Source organism: Massilia sp. S19_KUP03_FR1 (genome assembly GCF_036688685.1).
Taxonomy (GTDB): domain Bacteria; phylum Pseudomonadota; class Gammaproteobacteria; order Burkholderiales; family Burkholderiaceae_D; genus JALYUM01.
In genome coordinates, this window is record NZ_JAQQPS010000007.1 from 157,891 (window position 1) to 175,550 (window position 17,660).

General features: G+C 63.6%; 17 protein-coding genes and 1 pseudogene. 13 read left to right on the forward strand and 5 right to left on the reverse strand.

Translation table 11 applies throughout. From position 1 onward, the window contains the following. Positions 1-5: 5 nt before the first annotated feature. Both V6M87_RS09935 and V6M87_RS09940 read right to left on the reverse strand, forming a co-directional pair. Entirely contained in the window at positions 6-1,316 is a 1,311-nt protein-coding gene (locus V6M87_RS09935; RefSeq protein ID WP_442920567.1) for an ABC transporter substrate-binding protein, read from the reverse strand. A gap of 207 nt (positions 1,317-1,523) precedes the next feature. After that, positions 1,524-2,081: a flavin reductase family protein gene (locus V6M87_RS09940; protein ID WP_332876455.1), complete on the reverse strand. Its 558-nt coding sequence runs from the start codon at positions 2,079-2,081 to the stop codon at positions 1,524-1,526. A gap of 210 nt (positions 2,082-2,291) precedes the next feature. Here V6M87_RS09940 and V6M87_RS09945 point away from each other — a divergent pair, with 210 nt between their 5' ends. The 8 genes and pseudogenes from V6M87_RS09945 (at position 2,292) to V6M87_RS09980 (ending at position 9,623) form a co-directional block, all read left to right on the forward strand. Continuing rightward, the gene (locus V6M87_RS09945; RefSeq protein ID WP_332876456.1) at positions 2,292-2,972 is read left to right on the forward strand and encodes a thiol:disulfide interchange protein DsbA/DsbL; all 681 of its coding nucleotides are present in this window, start codon (positions 2,292-2,294) and stop codon (positions 2,970-2,972) included. Between the two features lie 39 nt (positions 2,973-3,011). Further along, positions 3,012-3,740 (forward strand): alpha/beta hydrolase, encoded by a 729-nt coding sequence (locus V6M87_RS09950; protein WP_332876457.1) that lies wholly within the window; start codon positions 3,012-3,014, stop codon positions 3,738-3,740. Between the two features lie 399 nt (positions 3,741-4,139). Then, positions 4,140-5,195, forward strand: a complete 1,056-nt coding sequence (locus tag V6M87_RS09955; protein WP_332876458.1) for a sensor histidine kinase — start codon at positions 4,140-4,142, stop codon at positions 5,193-5,195. Then, positions 5,183-5,878 (forward strand): LytR/AlgR family response regulator transcription factor, encoded by a 696-nt coding sequence (locus V6M87_RS09960; protein ID WP_332876459.1) that lies wholly within the window; start codon positions 5,183-5,185, stop codon positions 5,876-5,878. Before V6M87_RS09955 ends, V6M87_RS09960 begins: the two co-directional genes overlap by 13 nt. A gap of 113 nt (positions 5,879-5,991) precedes the next feature. Next, positions 5,992-7,209 (forward strand): acyltransferase family protein, encoded by a 1,218-nt coding sequence (locus V6M87_RS09965; RefSeq protein ID WP_332876460.1) that lies wholly within the window; start codon positions 5,992-5,994, stop codon positions 7,207-7,209. 49 nt (positions 7,210-7,258) lie between these two features. Further along, a pseudogene (locus V6M87_RS09970) lies at positions 7,259-7,564 on the forward strand (IS5/IS1182 family transposase); the annotation flags it as partial. A 283-nt stretch (positions 7,565-7,847) separates the two neighbouring features. Then, positions 7,848-8,243, forward strand: coding sequence for a hypothetical protein (locus V6M87_RS09975; RefSeq protein WP_332876461.1), 396 nt, complete (start codon positions 7,848-7,850; stop codon positions 8,241-8,243). Between the two features lie 651 nt (positions 8,244-8,894). Beyond that, on the forward strand, positions 8,895-9,623 hold the full coding sequence (locus V6M87_RS09980) for a hypothetical protein (RefSeq protein ID WP_332876462.1): 729 nt from the start codon (positions 8,895-8,897) through the stop codon (positions 9,621-9,623). Positions 9,624-9,664: 41 nt separating this feature from the next. Here V6M87_RS09980 and V6M87_RS09985 read toward each other — a convergent pair whose 3' ends face one another. Together V6M87_RS09985 and V6M87_RS09990 are read right to left on the reverse strand one after the other, a co-directional pair. Beyond that, the gene (locus tag V6M87_RS09985; RefSeq protein WP_332876463.1) at positions 9,665-11,257 is read right to left on the reverse strand and encodes a M56 family metallopeptidase; all 1,593 of its coding nucleotides are present in this window, start codon (positions 11,255-11,257) and stop codon (positions 9,665-9,667) included. Continuing rightward, entirely contained in the window at positions 11,254-11,628 is a 375-nt protein-coding gene (locus V6M87_RS09990) for a BlaI/MecI/CopY family transcriptional regulator (RefSeq protein WP_332876464.1), read from the reverse strand. The genes V6M87_RS09985 and V6M87_RS09990 overlap by 4 nt, the downstream gene beginning before the upstream one ends. A gap of 144 nt (positions 11,629-11,772) precedes the next feature. Here V6M87_RS09990 and V6M87_RS09995 point away from each other — a divergent pair, with 144 nt between their 5' ends. Then, a complete protein-coding gene (locus V6M87_RS09995) occupies positions 11,773-12,114 on the forward strand; it encodes an antibiotic biosynthesis monooxygenase family protein (RefSeq protein WP_332876465.1) in 342 nt (113 codons plus the stop codon). A 61-nt stretch (positions 12,115-12,175) separates the two neighbouring features. Here the strand turns inward: V6M87_RS09995 and V6M87_RS10000 are convergent, their stop codons facing one another. After that, entirely contained in the window at positions 12,176-13,771 is a 1,596-nt protein-coding gene (locus V6M87_RS10000; protein ID WP_332876466.1) for a sensor domain-containing diguanylate cyclase, read from the reverse strand. Positions 13,772-14,040: 269 nt separating this feature from the next. Here V6M87_RS10000 and V6M87_RS10005 point away from each other — a divergent pair, with 269 nt between their 5' ends. The 4 genes from V6M87_RS10005 to V6M87_RS10020 are packed head-to-tail and all read left to right on the forward strand — an operon-like array spanning position 14,041 to position 17,660. Continuing rightward, a complete protein-coding gene (locus tag V6M87_RS10005) occupies positions 14,041-14,511 on the forward strand; it encodes a MarR family winged helix-turn-helix transcriptional regulator (RefSeq protein ID WP_332876467.1) in 471 nt (156 codons plus the stop codon). Beyond that, complete coding sequence (locus V6M87_RS10010; RefSeq protein WP_332876468.1) at positions 14,508-16,538, forward strand: FUSC family protein; 2,031 nt, start codon at positions 14,508-14,510, stop codon at positions 16,536-16,538. Before V6M87_RS10005 ends, V6M87_RS10010 begins: the two co-directional genes overlap by 4 nt. Then, positions 16,535-16,741, forward strand: a complete 207-nt coding sequence (locus V6M87_RS10015; RefSeq protein WP_332876469.1) for a DUF1656 domain-containing protein — start codon at positions 16,535-16,537, stop codon at positions 16,739-16,741. Before V6M87_RS10010 ends, V6M87_RS10015 begins: the two co-directional genes overlap by 4 nt. 1 nt (position 16,742) lies before the next feature. Next, entirely contained in the window at positions 16,743-17,660 is a 918-nt protein-coding gene (locus tag V6M87_RS10020) for an HlyD family secretion protein (RefSeq protein ID WP_332876470.1), read from the forward strand.

Genomic DNA, 17,660 nt, shown 5'->3' on the forward strand with positions numbered 1-17,660 from the left:
CCCGGCTATTTGTAGTAGCCAGCCTTGCGCATCTCGCGGTCGGCCGCCTGCTGGGCCTGGGCGAGTGCCTGGTCCACCGTCACCTTGCCCAGCAATGCCGCGGTCATCTGCTGCCCGGCAGCGATGCCGATCGTCTGGAATTCGGGAATCGACGCGTACTGCACCCCGATGTACGGCGACTGCGGCAAGGTGTTCTGCTTCAAGTTGGCGGTGGCCAGCGCCGCGCTTTCGGCCGCCGCAAATTTGGCCGCCTTCACGAATTGCGCATTGGCGTAAGTCGACTTGCGGGTGCCGGTCGGGACGTTGGCCCAGCCAGCCTCCTTGCCGACCAGCTCGATGTATGCCTTCGAGGTGGACCAGTTGATGAATTTCTGGGCGGCGTCGGCATGCTTCGAGCTTTTCGGAATGGCCAGCGACCAGGCCCACAGCCAGTTGGCGCCCCGCTCGGTGGTGCCGACCGGCGACTGGGCGAAGGCCACCTTGTCGGCCACCTTGCTCTGTTTCGGGTCGGTGATGAAGGACGCGGCGATGGTGGCGTCGATCCAGATCCCGCATTTGCCTTCGTTGAACATGGCCAGCACTTCGTTGAAACTGTTCGACGAGGAACCAGGCGGCCCGTATTTTTTCATCAGGTCGACGTACATGGTGACCGCGTCCTTCCACGGCTTGCTGGTGAACTGGGGCTGCCATTTCATGTCGAACAGCTGGCCGCCGTAGGAGTTGGCCATGGTGGTGATGAGCGCCATGTTGTCGCCCCAGCCCGGTTTGCCGCGCAGGCAGATGCCGTACACACCGTTGGCAGGATCATGGATCTTCGCGGCCACGTCACGCAGGTGGTTCCAGGTGGGACGGTCGGCCAGCGTCATGCCGGCTTTCTGCACCAGGTCGCTGCGGTACATGATCATCGAGCTCTCGCCGTAGAACGGGGCCGCGTACAGCTGGCCGTTCTGCGACAGGCCTTCGCGGATGGTTGGGAGCAAGTCGTCGACGTCGTAGGCGGCGTCTGGCTTGATCGGCAGCAGCCAGCCGCGCTTGGCCCAGATCGGGGCTTCATAGATACCAATCGTCATCAGGTCGAACTGGCCGCCCTTGGTCGCAATGTCGGTGGTCATGCGCTGGCGCAGCACGCCCTCCTCCAGCGTGACCCATTTCAGCTTGATGTCGGGATTGGCCTGCTCGAAGAATTTTCCCAGCTTTTGCATCTCGATCATGTGGCCGTTGTTGACGGTGGCGATGACGAGGTCGGTGGCGGCCAGGACGGCATTGCTGGCGCAGCCAAGCACAACGCACAAGGCGCTGACGGCGATACGTTTCATGGTGTTGTCTCCAGATATTATGTGTTTTTTTATGTGCGGCGCACGCTGACGCCACCCCTGCAATGTATCACTGGAGTGTGAACTTTTCGATACTGAGAGTGCGAGTCTCGATACTTTTTGTCGCTTTTTGTGCGCCATCGGCGCCGCGCGGCGCATCACAGTACCGACAAGGCGCCGTGCATGCCGGCAGCCGCCTCGATGCGCTCGCTACGACACCTTGGTGAACAAGGCGCGCCGGCTGATGGTTTTGCCGGACACCATGAAGACGCCATCGCCCGTGTAGTGCAGCGTTTCCGGATGCGCCGGCCGGGTTGCCACCTGCGCATCGACCACTTCAAAGATGAAGTAGTCGTATTTGTCGATCATTGCGTCGTCGTAAAGGCGGCACTCGAAGTTGGCGTAACACTCGGCAATCAACGGCGCCTGCACCTTGTTGGCCGGCAGCCTGGTCAAGCCGAATGCGGCGAACTTGTCGATGTCGGCGCCGGACACATTGCCGATTTTCGCCACTTGATCGACCAGCTCTGTGGTCGGCAGGTTGATGACGCATTCGCCGCTGTCACGAATCATCCGGTGGCTGTGGTTAGCGGATGCGATGACGCAGCCGATCAGCGACGGACTGAACGCCAGGATGGTATGCCAACCCATGCTCATGATGTTGCTGCGCCCATGCGCCTGGGAGGACACCAGCACCACTGGCCCGGGTTCCAGGTAATGCCGCACCTGCCCGACTGGATACGGCACTTTTTTCGCAAAATCGGCCATCGCCGCACCCCGCTTCGCATGACTCAAGAGACGGCATTGTCGCAGCGCTTCTCCCTGCGGCCCGTTCAATTGCCCACTGTAGCGAGCGTTGCGGCACACGCGACTTGTCCTTAAAGCAACAACGCCGTACACTATCGGCCACCAGGCGGGGGGCCAGTTGACGTCATGACGTCGCGTTGTTTCGCCAAATCATTTCCAACCAGGGGTCTTATGCTGTTTCTGCGTTTCGCCATTCTCGCCGCCAGCCTTGTACTAACGACCGCATCTGCAGCGCCGACCGATCCCAGGGAGGGTGCCGAGTACACAGTGCTGTCGGTAGCGCAGCCGAGCCAGACTGCCGGCCGAAAGGTCGAAGTCATCGAGTTCTTCATGTACCACTGCCCGTTTTGCCACGCGCTTGAGCCTACCCTGGCGCAGTGGGTGAAAAAGCAGGGCGACAATATCATCTTCAAGCGCATCCACATTCCATACCAGGGTGCCAGCGATCCCGAATCGCATCTGTTCCTGACGCTGCAAGCCATGGGCAAGAGTGAAGTCTACCAAGCCGCAGTACTGGACGCGGTGGGCGAAATCGTCAGGCGCAAGCGCTCAGAAACGCTGACCGAACAGGAGATCCTCGATGTTGCCCACAAGTTGCCCGGCATCGACCAGGCAGCCTTCACGGACACCTGGAACTCGTTCGGCGTGAAGACCTTGCTGAACCGACTGCCCGGCGTGGTCAGCAACGGATACAAGGTGAATTCCACGCCGACCGTCGTGGTCGACGGCAAGTATGTGACCTCGCCAGGCCAGGTCAGCGAGACGACACACACCCGAGATCAGCGCCAGTTGTTCCAGGAGACCATGCAGGTTCTGGACGCATTGATTACCAAGGTACAGCGCTCGAAATGAGCACTTCTCCCTGACGCGGGACGACCAAGAAAGGATCCCATGCTTCGCCTGTTCGCCCTGCTACCCTTGCTATTTACCATGCCTCTTTGCGTGGCCGCCACCCCAGTAGCGATTCACGCGCCGCTCAACCTTCAGGCGTGTACTCAGGCGAAACCATGCCCGGTCGCGATCCTGAGTCCGGGATACGGACTTTCTGGATCGGACTATTCATTCGTCACCCACCGTCTTAACGAGATGGGTTACCTGGTTGTCGCGCTCCAGGACAGTTCTGGCGGCGCCATATTGGACCGGAATGCCGCAGTGTCGCCGCAAGTACACACAATGGCTCGGGCAGCGTCGAGATCGATCTCCACCGTCATCGACCAGACCGCAGTACGCTATCCTCAGTTCGATTGGCGACACTTGCTCCTGGTCGGGCACTCACTTGGTGGCGACAGTTCGGCGCAGTTTGCCGCTGACAACCCGCAGCGCGTTGCCGGTCTGATCAGCCTCGACAGCCGGCGCGTCGCGTTGCCGCGCGCAGCCCATATTCACGTCCTGACAATTCGTGCCAGCGATACCACTGCTGACCCCGACGTCCTGCCGAATGCGGAAGAACGACGCCGCTACGGTACATGCGTGGTCCACATCGAAGGCGCGCGCCACAACGATATGCAAGATGCCGGCAGTGAACCATTAAAAGTGAGGATTGCATCGGCCATCGATACGTTCCTTGCTCCAGCCCCGCACCCGAAATACGCTTGCGACCATGACTCAAGACTGGAATGACGCTTGCGCAGTGCCGCCGCATGACATGCGTCGGCTTGATTCGGGATGCAATTTTTTGTCATGCAAAGTCCGCTTCGGGTCGTTGCCGCGCTGTAGCCGAGGCCGCTGGATTTTTAACTCGGCCATCTGCTATGCTGGGCCAGCAGCGGACCGTGACGCCATTTAACGATCGAAGGACGCACTTCCCATGAGTCACGCCCTCACGATTTCCGTTCCCCGCTTTCACACAGATCGGCTTATGCTTCGGGAATATCGTGTTGAAGACTTCGACTTATTTGCAGATCATTTGTCGCATGCCGAAAGCGCAGCACATTCAGGCTCAGCAGCCCGTCAGACCACTTCGCACATTTGCAACTCACATGCGGGAATGCCAATGGCAAGCCCTGCGCCGCTGCCAGCATGAGCCGCCAACGCCTGCGCGTCGTCCTGCTCGCCGCCTGGCTGCTGTTCTGGCTGCTGCTGATCATCACGGCAGTCCAGGACAATGCGCGCAACGGTGGCACCGAGCACTGGAAGCCGGTCCTGTGGCAGACCTCGTCGGGCATCGCGGCGAGCTGTCTGATGTGGGTGCAGTGGCGCTGCAGCGGCGATCCGCGCCGCGACCTGGCGTCGCCCTGGCGCTGGTTCGGGCGCCAGGTCATGTGGCTGCCGATGTACTGGATCTGCTTCGTGCCGATCGCATTCGGGCTGCGCCACGCTGTCTACACGCTGATGCACGACACTTATCCCCATGCGCCATGGGGTGAAACCTACCTCTACGAAGACATCAAGCTGCTCGGCTACTTCTTTCTCTTCAACGTGGTGCTGTTCGGGATTTTCACGTACCAGGCCATGCTGGCGGAAAGCGCCCGGGCCGCGCAAGGCGTCGCCCTGCTGCGCCAGGCGCGCCTGCAGCAAATGACCGCGCAAATGCAGCCGCACTTTCTATTCAACGCCCTCAATACCATTTCGTCGCTGATGCACGAAGACGTCGCCCGCGCCGACGCTGCGCTGATGCGCCTCGCCGAGCTGCTCCGCACCAGTCTCGACGTCGGTGAGCAGGACGTAACAACGTTCGCCACCGAGCTGCGGCTTGTGCGCGCCTACGCGCACCTGATGGAAGAACGCTTCATCGACCGGGTGTCGCTGCGCTGGCACATCGATGACCGTCTACTGCCATGCCCGGTGCCGGTCATGAGCCTGCAGCCTTTGCTGGAAAATGTATTCAAGCATACGGTGGAACGGCGCCGCGAGCACACCACCATCACCATCTCTGCGCAGCGCGACGGCGACGTCGCCGTATTCCATATCGATGACGACGCCGGCCAGCTGCAAGCTGAAGGAGATGCCGGCCTGGGCCTGTCCAACCTGCGCCGCCGGCTCGCCATGCTGCATGGCGACGCGGCCGCGCTGAGATTGACCCAGCTGACACCCGCCGGCGTGCGCGCCGAAATGAGGCTGCCATGCGCGTACTGATTGTCGACGACGAGCGGCCCGCACGCGACAAGCTGCGCCGCCTGTTGGCATTCGAAAGCGATATCGAGGCCATCGACGAAGCCTGCGACGGTGTCGAAGCCCTGGCAAGGATGGCGCAATGCGCGCCGGATGCGGTGTTCCTGGATATCCAGATGCCCGAGATGAACGGTTTCGACGTCGCCGCGTGCCTGCCAGTACCGCAGCCGCTGCTGGTATTCGTGACTGCGTATGATGAACATGCCGTGCGCGCATTCGATGCGAATGCCATCGACTACCTGCTCAAACCCTATGACCAGGCGCGGCTGCAACGGGCGCTGCAGCGTGTCCGCGCGCGGCTGGCAGCAGCACCTCCCAAACACCACCTTCAGCACGTGCTCGTGAACCAGCGCGGCGTGACCCGGCTGGTCAAGGTGGACGACATCGAATGGCTCGAGACGGCCGACAACTATGTGGTGCTGCACACGGCGCAGGGATCGCCGATGCTGCGTCAGACCCTGGCCGGTCTGCTCAATCGCCTCGGTCCCGCGTTCCAGCGCAGCCACCGGCGCGCCGCCGTGCGCCTCAGCGGGATCGAAGGCTTCCACGCGGATGCCAAGGGCGATGGCGCGGTGCTGCTGCGCGGCGGCGTGCGGGCGCCCATGAGCCGCCAATATCACGCTGGCCTCATCGCGCTTCTGCGTTAAGCGGCACGTATCCGCCTCGCCCCAGCGGGCTCCGTTTCGCCCCATTGCGCGTGACGCGACCCAATCCGCGTCTTAATCTGGCGTCACCCTTTTAATCCGACCCGCACATCGCCATGCACAACACCTCAGCGCCGCCGCAGCGCCAGTATTTTCTCGACTGGATCCGCATTCTCGCCTTCTTTTTCCTGATCCTCTATCACGTGGGCATGTATTACGTGAGCTGGGACTGGCACGTCAAAAGCCCGCATGCCAGCACGGCCATCGAGCCGTTCATGATGCTGTCCTCCCCATGGCGCCTGGGATTGTTGTTCATGGTGTCCGGCGTGGCGACGGCCACACTCTTCGAAAAAATGCGCGTCGCGGCCTTCCTGCGACGCCGCAGCGCGCGCCTGTTGGTGCCGCTGCTGTTCGGGATGTTCGTGGTCGTGCCGCCGCAGGCCTACCTGGAAGTCGTGGAAAAAGTCGCCTACCAAGGCAGCTATCTCGCGTTCATGCGCCTGTACCTGACCGGCTACCACGGGTTCTGCCGCCTCGACGACTGCCTGCGCATGCCGACCTGGAACCACCTGTGGTTTGTGCCTTACCTGTGGTCATACACGGTGGCCTATGCGGCGCTGGCCTGCCTGCCGGGCCGACCACTGGCACGCCTGTCGGCGCTGTTGGGACGCAGCCTCACCGGCTGGCGCGTACTGGTGCTGCCGCTGGTGGTTCTGGCGCTGGCCCGCATCCTGTTGCTGAGCCATTTTCCCGCCACACATGACCTGGTCAACGACTGGTACAACCACGCCAACTATTTCACGCTGTTCGTGATCGGCGCCCTGCTCGCCGGCCAGCCCGCCGTGTGGCGCGCGTTCGACGCGCAGCGCTTCACTGCACTGGGGCTGGCACTTACCTGCTGGGCCGTGGTGGTGATGTATGTCGCGCTGCCCGAGAATGTTTTGCCCGGATCGATCGATGCATGGCGCAACGCCCAGCGCGTCGTCTACGCCCTGTGCCAGTGGGGCGCCATCGTGGCCATCTGCGGCTTTGGCCATCGCCACCTGCAATTCGACAGCCCCGCGCGGCGCTACCTGACACAGGCCGTATTCCCCCTGTACATCGTGCACCAGACGCTGATCGTGGTGTTCGCGCACAGTCTGAAAGTGGTGGGCATGCCCCCTGTTATCGAAGGCATCGTGCTGGTGGTGCTGACCTTCGCCGCGAGCTTCGGCATCTTCGCGCTCGTGCGCCGGGTTCCCCTGCTGCGCGCATGCTTCGGCATTCAGGGGCCGCTGCGCGAGACGCAGGCAATATCAAGCCAGCACGGCGCCTTTGCCAGCATGGCGCGCTAGCGGCACGAATGCGCTGGCGCATGCGGCACCACCGGCAGGATCCTGCGCCGCAAAACCGAAACGCGTGCCGCTGAAAGAGAACATTGCGGCCCTGAAATTTCAGATGGCCGCGCTCAAGGAAATTCAAGCGAAGCTTATAGAGACTGGCGAAACGCAGATTTCGCTGACCGATCCCGATGCCCGATCCATGACGCCACGCGGCAGCGGCATCGTCGGCTACAACGTGCAAACCGCCGTCGATGCAAAGCACCATTTGGTCATCGGGAATGAGGTGACCAACAGCGGCAGCGACCGTGATCAATTATCCGCAATGGCCAGGAAAGCACGCATCGCAATTGGCACCACAACGCTGACGGGCGATTCGACAAGGCCGACTGCACCATCAAAGCCTGGATGGGGCGACGCATTTCCCGAGCAACGGTTTGGAGCGCGTGAAGACGGAGATGAGCCTGCATGTCCTCGCCTATTGCCTCAAACGACTGATCGCTATCCTCGGCCTTGCGCATATGATGGATGCAATCAAGGCTTTTATCCATTTGTGGGCCTTGAAAGCGGCGCGTCTGGCGATTGGCGTGGCGTGTCGAAGGGGAAGTCCAATAAAGCGATATAGCGCGGTAAACGCGTTTGAGAGGAATGACGTGTTTTTTAAGAAAAGCAAAAATGTAGAACCGTTGGATGGCACTGCTGCTGCAGTATTCTGGGGCGCAAGCGACCGGATGATCTGTTGCACGGGGATTGGAGGAGAGACGGTCGAGTTCAACACGAGTAGTCATCCAAAGTTGGCACAGCAAGGATATGTAGCCACGTTAGAAATTCAAAATTCTCAGGGTGAACCTGCTCTTCTGCTCCACGCATTTTACTCAGGACATTGGTCGTTTGCTGTCAGTCCCGGTAGCGAAGATACCGATGAACTACCGAACTGGAAAATGACGCGCGAATGGGGTTCGGTGAACCAGCACTCGGAAACGCTGACAATATTTTGCCCTAATGGGTGCAAGGTTTCGGCGGTAGACAGAATCGCCGATCACTATTGATGGGCGAACGTCTGCTTTGGCTCGTTTCCGGCATGTCGTGGCGGCCGCTGAATTTTCACGCTGGCATGCTGGTACGCAGATCCGACCGGCCTGATTCGCCCAGAAGCGGACATCAAGCCGCAAGGAAAGGAAGTTCCGCAATGGAAAAATTGGATACCGTATTGGCCTACAAGGCAATGTTCCGTTTTTTGGAGAATTACTATGAGCGAGGCGGACGTAATGACGATGACATAGCTGCTCTTCTGGGCAGTATGAGTATGGAGATATTTCAGGGGGGGGCCGCTGATCCTGCTAGTCGTGGCTGTGCAGGCACCTCAATCTGATCAATAAAACGAAAGGCAAGTACGGCATAGGTCCGCTTCGGGCGGATGCGGCGTGTTGCAAGAAAAAATGAGGGAATCAAGCGTGAAAAATGGTGTCGGCATCTTGCTACTGTCGCTTGGGCATCTTCTCAATATTCTCGTTCTGCTCGCGGCGCTTGTGTACGCATTCGGCTTGGTCATCTGGATGCACGCACCGATCATTGGCGTTCTGCAAATGATTGCCATGGCGGCCCTGGTGCCGTTGGCGATAGCGTGGGGATGCCGGGCGGCCGGGCGGCGTATGCTGTCCAGCATGCCGTTAGCGCCACTCTCGCCTCTGAAAAGAAGCATGCGTGCTGGCGTCAGTGTCGTCGCCATCGTGGCTGGCATCGTGCTGGCCTGGAATGCCTACACGGAGTATCAATGCGCCAGCGACCCAACCCGCGCCACCCCGGCGGCCAAGGCTGAAGCCATCAAGAATGGCTTCAGGCGCGTCTGCAAAAGCGATGTGCGCCGTTACGATATCGCGTTCGGCTCGCTCGACCGGGCGATCCGGAAACTGGCGTTTACCCCGGTTGACCTGACGCACACGCCGTTCGCCGCGTTCAGGAGCCTCGGCGGCAGCGTCGAATCGATCACGGATGTACCGGCGCGCCTGTATCGCGGCTTTCAAATGCCTGACGGGCATCGATTGACGCTGTCCGAACACGACATGTCCGCCGACGGCGTGCGCATCTACCGCCATCCCAAAGAAGAGCCCGAGCGGATCAACGGCTTGCGCGCCAGGTTGAACGTGATGGAAGTCAAGCCGGGACAGGCGGTTTCACACCTTTCCTGGGTCGAAGGCAGGCGCAGCTACGAACTGTGGATCGACGCCAACGTCGCCAGGGAGCCCTTGCGCGCCCAGCTCTTTGCCCTGGCCGCATCGCTGCCGGCGTCCGTGCCGGCCTGCGCCAATGAACCGCCCGAGCCGGGCGGTGACACGCCATGGCAGCGTTCTACTGCACCGTCGCCGACGATGCAGGCCAACATGGAAGGCGCGCAAATGACGAACAGGAGCCCGCGGCCATGCCGATGACTCGTCAGCAATTCACCCGAACTCACGCGCGCGCGTGCAGGCTAGCGTAATGCGGCAACCGGCGTCGCGGCCGCCAGCTTGCCGTCCGTATCGAGCCAGATCGCCCACCTCACCGTGCGGGTTGCGTAGCGCACCTGGTAGCAGTCCCAGCCCGCGCGATTGACGCCGTCAAACGTCACCGCTAGCACCCGGCCGTTGGCCTCGTTGAAGGCACGCTGCTGCGCCATCGACACGACCGCCTGGCGCAGAAATCCCGGCGTAAAATCCGCGGCATGCAGCTCGCCGACGGTGCGTGCGCCGATATTGCGACGCACGATGGCTTCGCCTGCGGGCAGCGGCTGCTGGCTGGCCACGCGCGCTGCCACCCAGGCATCGGCGCGTTCGACCGCCGTTGCGTCCACCCGCGACGCCGGCTGCGTAGCGACGCCGAGACCACTGAGCGTCAAGGTACCGGCAGTGCGGTCGAAGCGCGCGCGCAGGCCGGTGGCAGGCACGAAATAGCGGTCTTCGGCTTCCGGCAGCAGGCGCCAGCGCGACTCGGCGTTGATCGCTAGTTCCAGGCCGTCGGCGGCAACTGTGACGATGCCGATGCGGTGCGCATCGAGCTGGTAATAGCCTGCCAGTGCTTGCCGCGACGGCAGCGCTACCTTGGCGACCTGCGCTGCGCTGGCGCCCTGCGGCGGCGCGATGCGGGCGGCGACCACGCCGATGTCGAGCGCCGCCAACAACAGGACAGGCGCGAGCACGCGGTGCCAGCGCGCCGGCCGACGCGTCATCAGGCGCAGGCGTTGTTCGAGAAAACCGGCCGATTCGGTCAGCGCCGGGGTGATCACTGCCAGGCGCGGCGTAGGGGTACGCGCCGCATGGCTGCCGACATCGATCAGCGCGGCGCCGTAGTCCGCCAGCCGGTGACCCCGGGCCAGCACGCGCGCATCGCAATCGACTTCGATGGACAGGCGCAGCCGGCGCAACTGGTACCACAGCGCCAGGTTCCACGGCATGGCCACCAGCAGCAGCGCGACCAGCGCCAGCAGGCGCTGATCGCCCGCATCGATATGCGCTTGTTCGTGGGCCAGGACCAGGGTCTGTTGGCGGGGGTCCGCGTGCAACAGCCAGCCTGGCACGACGATCTGCGCACGCAACAAGCCGATCACTGCGGGGCCGGCGTCAACGCTGACCAGCACCGGCGTGCCGGCGATCATGCCCCGGCGCCAGCAGCGTTGGCGCCGGCGCAACGCCAGGCTGCTTGCAAGCAGCAGTGCAGCCGCCAGCAGCGAACCGAGCAGCGCGACCCGTCGCGCCACCTTGTCGATGTCGACCTGCACGCCGCCCGCCGGCGCGGTCCGCTCTGGTAGCCAGGCACGCGCGACCAGCGCTGGCGTGGCAGGAAAACCGGACAGCGCCAGCGTGGGAAGCAGCGCCGCGCGGGCCGGCCCGGCGCCGCGCTCGAGCAGCGCCGGCGGGTCACCGGCGCCGGTCGTGAGCAACGGCAGGACGACGCTCGCCACCATCGCCAGCGCCCAGATCCAGCGCCCCGCACGGCGCGCCAGCCGCGTGCCCTGCTCGGCCAACAGTGCCGCAAGCGTGACGACCATGCCCACTGCAACGGCGTACACCATCCACTGCGCGCTCATGGCTGCTCGCCCTTGTCGTGCGCGGCCAGCAAAGCGCGCAGCCGCTCGGCCTGCTCCGCCGTCAATTTCTGGTCAGTGACGAGGTGCGTCATCAACAAGTCGGACGATCCCTTGAACAGCTTGTCGGTCAGGTGACGCAGCGCGCTTTTGCGGGCTTGCTGCGGTTCGATCAGCGCGTGATAGCGATGCCCGCGTCCGGCCGCTTCATGGCCGACGTACTGCTTGGTTTCCAGGGTGCGCAGGACCGTGAGCACGGTGGTATAGGCCAGCTGGTCGGTCAAATGCGCCTGCACCTCGGCGACCAGGCAAGCGCCGCGGTCCCACAAGACTTGCATGACATCGGCTTCCCGATCGGTAAAGATAATCTCCATGGCGCCCTTTCAACTAAATGTTTAGTTGATCGTAGTCGCGGGTAGTGACGATGTCAACTATAATTCTAGTTGATAGTGTTTTCAGGGATACCAAAAGCGCAATGCGCCCATCGGCAGGATGGGGCAACAACCCGACAGGATGTTATGCATGCAATTTACTTTAAATGGAAAGTCGCCCCTGGTCGTGAGCGAGACTTCGAGCACGCCTGGCTGGAACTCACCGAACTTATCCGCGATGAGCGAGGTGGCCTGGGGTCGCGCCTGCACCGGTGCGCCGACGGCCACTATTTTGCGTATGCCCAATGGCCGTCCGAACGCGTCTGGGCGACCCAACCCGAGCCGAGTGCACGCATGGTCGCGCTGCGAAACCAGATGCGTGCCGTCGCTGAACTTGTCGATGGCCCACTGCGGGGTGACGTCGTTGCCGACCTGCTGATATCAGTCGCTCCCGACCGGGTGGAACAGGCTGGCGCTAGCACTGACTGACACTGGTGACAGGTGTGGGTCGTTATCCCATCATTTACCGGCGCGTACTTCGTGCACGAGCTTAGCGCACCAGCTGCAGGTTGGCCGGCGCGGCGCCGCCAGGCGCATCCTGGCGTGCCACGAAACGGTCGCGCCCGGCCGCCTTGGCCTGATACAGCAAGTCATCGGCCTTTTGCACCCAGTGCGCCGGCGCGTCGTCCTGTGCGCTGGCGTAACCCGTGTAGACGCCCAGGCTGATGGTCACGTGGCCAAACGGGCTGTCGGCATGCGCCAGCGCCACCGCGGCGATTTTCGCGCGGATGTTGCGCGCCACGGCGCAGGCGCCTTCCAGGTCGGTCTCGGGCAGGATCACGATGAATTCTTCGCCGCCGTAGCGCGCGGCCAGGTCGGCCGGTCGGCGCAGCCCGGCGGCAATCGCCGCGGCCACCTGGCGCAGGCATGCGTCGCCGGCCACGTGGCCATAGTGGTCGTTGTATTTCTTGAAAAGGTCGACGTCGCCAAGGATCACCGAACACGGCTTGCCATTGCGGCGCGCACGATCCTGCTCGGTGGTCAGCGTCTTTTCGAAATGGCGCCGGTTGGCCAGGCCGGTCAGGCTATCGGTATTGGCCAGCGCCTGCAGCGCCACGTTGTTCGATTCGGTTACGTCACGGGCGCGTCGCAACTCGTTCTCCAGCGCTTCGCGCACCCGCATCTGGCCTATCATACGGCGCGCGCCCCAGCCCAGCACGGCGATGGAGAACAGCACGATGCCACTCGTCTCGCCCATCGACACCCACCATTCGGCCAGGATCTCGGGCTTGGCCTGCGCGATGGCGACGATCAGCGGAAACCCCTCCAGGTGGCGATAGCTGTAGAGGCGTTCGATGCCGTCGATTTTCGACACCAGCATGACGGTGCCGACGGCCCCCTGCTCCTTGAACACCGTCGCCAGTGCACCGCCGGTCACCTTTGCGCCCAACATGGCCGGATTGTACGGGCGCCGGTACAGCAGTGTCCCGTCGTCGATCGCCAGGACGATGGTGCCGGTCTTGCCGACGTCGATGCTGTCGTAAAACTTGCGGAAAAATTGCAGGCTGAGCGAGGCCATCGCGACGCCGCCGAAACTGCCGTCGGGCCGGTCGATGCGGCGCGTCAGCGGAATGATCAGCACGCCGCTCGCGCGGCTGCGGATCGGACTGCCGACATGGGTGCCGCGATCCTTGTGGGTCATGTGGTAGCGGAAAAAATCGTGTTCGGCGTCGCGCCCGTCCAGCAGGGTCGGCAGCGACGTGACCAGGCGCGCGCCGTCGGGTGCATACAAAAACAGTTCCTGGATTTCCGGGGTGGCCGCGGCGATGTTGCGCAGGCGACCTTGCAGATGCGCGCGCGCCTCCGGCACCGCTTGCACGCGCTCGGCGCGTTCGACCATTTCGCCAAGGATCGCATCGCCCACCTTCAGCGAGCGCTCCGCATGCGAGGCCAGCGCGCGCGCCATGTTGCCGGTACGGATAGCAGTGTCTTGCAGCTGGCCGCGGTAAGTGGCCACCAGCCCCCACACGTTCAGTCCGACCAGCACGAAGCAAAAGCAGCCGATCAAAATGATCGTGCGCTTGATCATGGGCCGGCGGAGCTGGTCGAGTTGATCGATGGCGGACTGCGATTGCGTGTGCGTCATGCGAGTTAGTTGCAGTGGGTAAAGTAATTACAGTATGGCACGGCGGAGGCAAAAAAATCCGGCCATGCCATGAATTGTTGCAAATGATCACTTCTCACGCCCGAGAAACGACACAAGCGTGACAATCGTGTGCTTGTCACCATTCCTGACCAGCGCCCTGCGCCCGCACCGGTGCTGGCAGCACCGGTGCGGGCATTTCGAGGCTTGATCCGCAAGAAACTACTTTGGATGCTAAACTTATGCATTCCAATTTTACGCACCCGCATCAGATGACACCACCAACACTGCCAGATGACACCTACAAGCGCCTTGCCACGGCCTTGACGCAGGCGGCGCGCGCCTACCGCGCCGGCGCCGACAAGGTCGCGGCCGATTACGGTTTATCGGAAGCGACCGGCCTGCCGGTGATGCTGATCGGCCGCTTCGGCGGCAGCGGCGTGCGTCCCGGCGTACTGGCCGACGCGCTCGGGCTGGAGCCGTCGTCGCTGGTGCGCGTGGTCGACCAGTTGATCGAAACCGGCCTGGTGCTGCGTCACGACGACCCGGTCGACCGGCGCGCCAAAATCCTCAGCCTGACCGAGGCAGGCAAGAACACCGCCAGCCTGATGGAAAGCGCGCTGATCCCGTTCCGCCAGAACGTGTTCGGCGCGTTTTCACCCGCCGATGTGGAAACCTGCCTGCGCGTGCTGGCCGGCCTGCCCGAAGCGATCACCCACAGCAACGACGACACGGCAGCATGAGCCTGGTGTCACGGTCGGAGCTGCTGTTCTCCGTCAAATCTTTCGCGGCGGCGATGCTGGCCGTCTACCTGTCGATGCGCATCGGCCTGCCGCGCCCGTTCTGGGCCATGATGACGGCCTACATCGTGGCCGCACCCTTCGCCGGCCCCACCCGCTCAAAAGGGGTATATCGCGCCGGCGGCACGCTGCTGGGGGCGATTTTCGTCACGTTCGCCGTGCCGCGCCTGGTCAACGCGCCCGAATTGCTGTCGCTGGTGATCGCCCTGTGGATCGGCGGCTGTTTGTATGTCTCGCTGCTGGACCGCACGCCGCGCTCCTATATGTTGATGCTGGCCGGCTACAGCGCCGGCTTGATCGCCTTCCCGGCGGTGAACGATCCGGGCGCCGTGTTCGACATCGGCCTGGCCCGCGTCGAAGAAATCACGCTGGGCATGCTGTGCGCGACGCTGGTGCACAGCCTGGTATTGCCGCAGCCGTTCGGCCCCGTCATCCTGCGGCGCCTCGATGGCGCAATCGGCGATGCGCGCCACTGGATCGCCGATGCGCTGCATGCCAGCGGCGTACGCAATACCGACTTTGACCGGCGCAAACTGGCCGGCGACATCACCGAGCTGCGTTTGATGAGTACCCACCTGCCCTTCGACACCTCGCACCTGCGCTGGACCGCCAACGCCGTGCACGCGCTGCAGGAACGGCTGGCGCAATTCGTCTCCATCGTGTCGGGTGTCGAGGACCGTCTGCAAACACTGCGCGCGCTCGATGCGCAGGCCGTGGCGGCACGCTGGCAGGTGCTGCTCGATGCGATCGTCGCCATGACCGACGCACCCTACAGCGAGGTAGCGGCCACCAGCGCCGCACTGTACCAGCGCATCGACGCCCTGCCTGCGCCCGGCGCCGAGATCGACTGGATCGGCCTGCTGGAACTGAACCTGGCAGCGCGCCTGCGCCGCCTGGTCGACGCCTGGGTCGAAACCAGCGTCCTGCGCCAGCACATCGACGCCGGCGTGCACGGCAAATTGCCTGCCGCCGCGCGCCACCAGCCGGGCGTCACCACGGGCGGCCTGCACCTGGACCACGGGATGGCCGCGCTGTCGGCGTGCGCGACGATCGTCGCCGTGTTGATCTGCTGCGCGTTCTGGATCCTGACCGGCTGGCCCGCCGGCGCCACCGCGCCGATGATGGCGGCGGTGCTGTGCTGCTTCTTTTCGACCCAGGACGATCCGGTCCCGTTCATCAAGAGTTTTCTTGCATGGACCGTGTATTCGGTCCCCGCGTCCGCGCTGTATTTACTGGTGCTGCTGCCGGCGGTGCACAGTTTCGAGATGTTCGTGCTGATCTGCGCACCAGCCTTCCTTGCGATTGGCGTCCTGCTGGCGCGCCCGTCCACCTTTGGCCGCGCCATGCCGTTCCTGTTCGGAATTTGCGGCACGCTGGCGATGATCGACACCCACAGTGCCGACATGGTCACCTTCGTGAACGTCACGCTGGCGCAGCTGTTCGGCGTCGCGGTGGCGGCGGCCACCACCGGCCTGTTGCGCCGCGTCGGCGCCGACTGGACCGCGCGGCGCTTGTTGAAAGCCGGCTGGCGCGAACTGGCGCGCCTGGGCGGCGGCGAAAAGATCACGCTGGCGGCTTTCTCGGCGCGCATGGTCGACCGCATCGCGCTGCTGACGCCGCGCCTGGCGCAGGCCGGCGTCAGCCAGGCCAGCGGCGCCTTCAACGATTTACGCATCGGCCTGAACATGACGGTGCTGCAGAACGCGCGCGCCGACCTGGGCCCTGACGCTGCCGCGCTGGCGCCCGTGATGCGCCAGCTGGCGACCCGCTTCGCGCTGCTGCCCGCGCGCGACGACGCCAGCGAACGCCAGTTGCTCGCTGCGCTCGACCATGCCCTGCGCGCGATCAGCGCCGCTGCGCGCGATGCGGCGCGCGCGCGCGCGCTGGCCTCTCTCACCAGCGTGCGGCGCGACCTGTTCCCGTCCGTGCCCCCCTATCAACCCATGCCAACCGAAGGGAGCGTCGCATGATCGGCGAAGTGAGCCTGTATGGGCTGTTCCTTCCACCTTTATTGTTGCTGGCGCTGGCGGCGCTGCTCGTCACGCGCCTCCTGAAGCTGGTGCTGGCGCGCACGGCGTTCTACCGCGTGGTGTGGCACCCGGCGCTGTTCGACTTTTCCCTGTTCATTCTGGTGCTGGGCGCACTGACATACTTCACACGTAACTGGTCCTGACATGGCAACGAAAAAAATACTGGCGGCGACGAGCCGCATTCTGGTCACCCTGATAGCGAGCGCCGGCGCCATCTACGTCGGGGTGCAGCTCTGGCAGCACTACGAAGTGGAACCCTGGACCCGCGATGGGCGCCTGAAAGCCTACGTGGTGCAAGTGGCGCCCGACGTCACCGGCCAGGTCACCAAGGTGTACGTACACGACAACCAGCATGTAACAGCGGGCGACCCGCTGTTCGACCTGGACCGGGCCCGCTTCGAGCTGGCCCTGCGCCAGAGCGAGGCACAAGTGACGGCCGCCCAGGCCGCGCTGGGCCAGACCGCGCGCGAAAACAAGCGCAACACCGAGCTCGATGACCTGGTGTCGGCCGAGTCGCGCGAGCAGGGCCAGACCCGCGCCGACCAGGCCAGGGCGGCGCTGGCGCAGGCCATCGTCAACCGCGACACGGCCAGACTCAACCTCGAGCGCACACGCATTACCGCCGCCGTCGACGGCACGGTCACCAACCTCGACCTGCGCGCAGGCTCCTACGCCACCGCCACGCGGCCCGTGATGGCCCTGGTCGACAGCAGCTCGTTCTACGTCGAAGGTTATTTCGAAGAGACCAAGCTGCCCGGCATTGCGCTGGGCGACCGCGTCGACATCACGCTGATGGGCACCAGGACGCCCATTCACGGCCACGTCGAGAGTTTCGCGAGCGGCATCGCCGACCGCGAGCGCTCGATGGGCGCCAACATGCTGCCCAACGTGAACCCGACTTTTAATTGGGTGCGCCTGGCCCAGCGCATCCCGGTGCGCATCGCGCTCGATCCGGTGCCGGCCAGCGTGCGCCTGGTGGCCGGACTGACCGCGACCGTCAAGGTCCTCGGCGCCGCTCCAGCAGCCGCTTCAACAACAAAAATCGCTGCCACCACCAAGTGA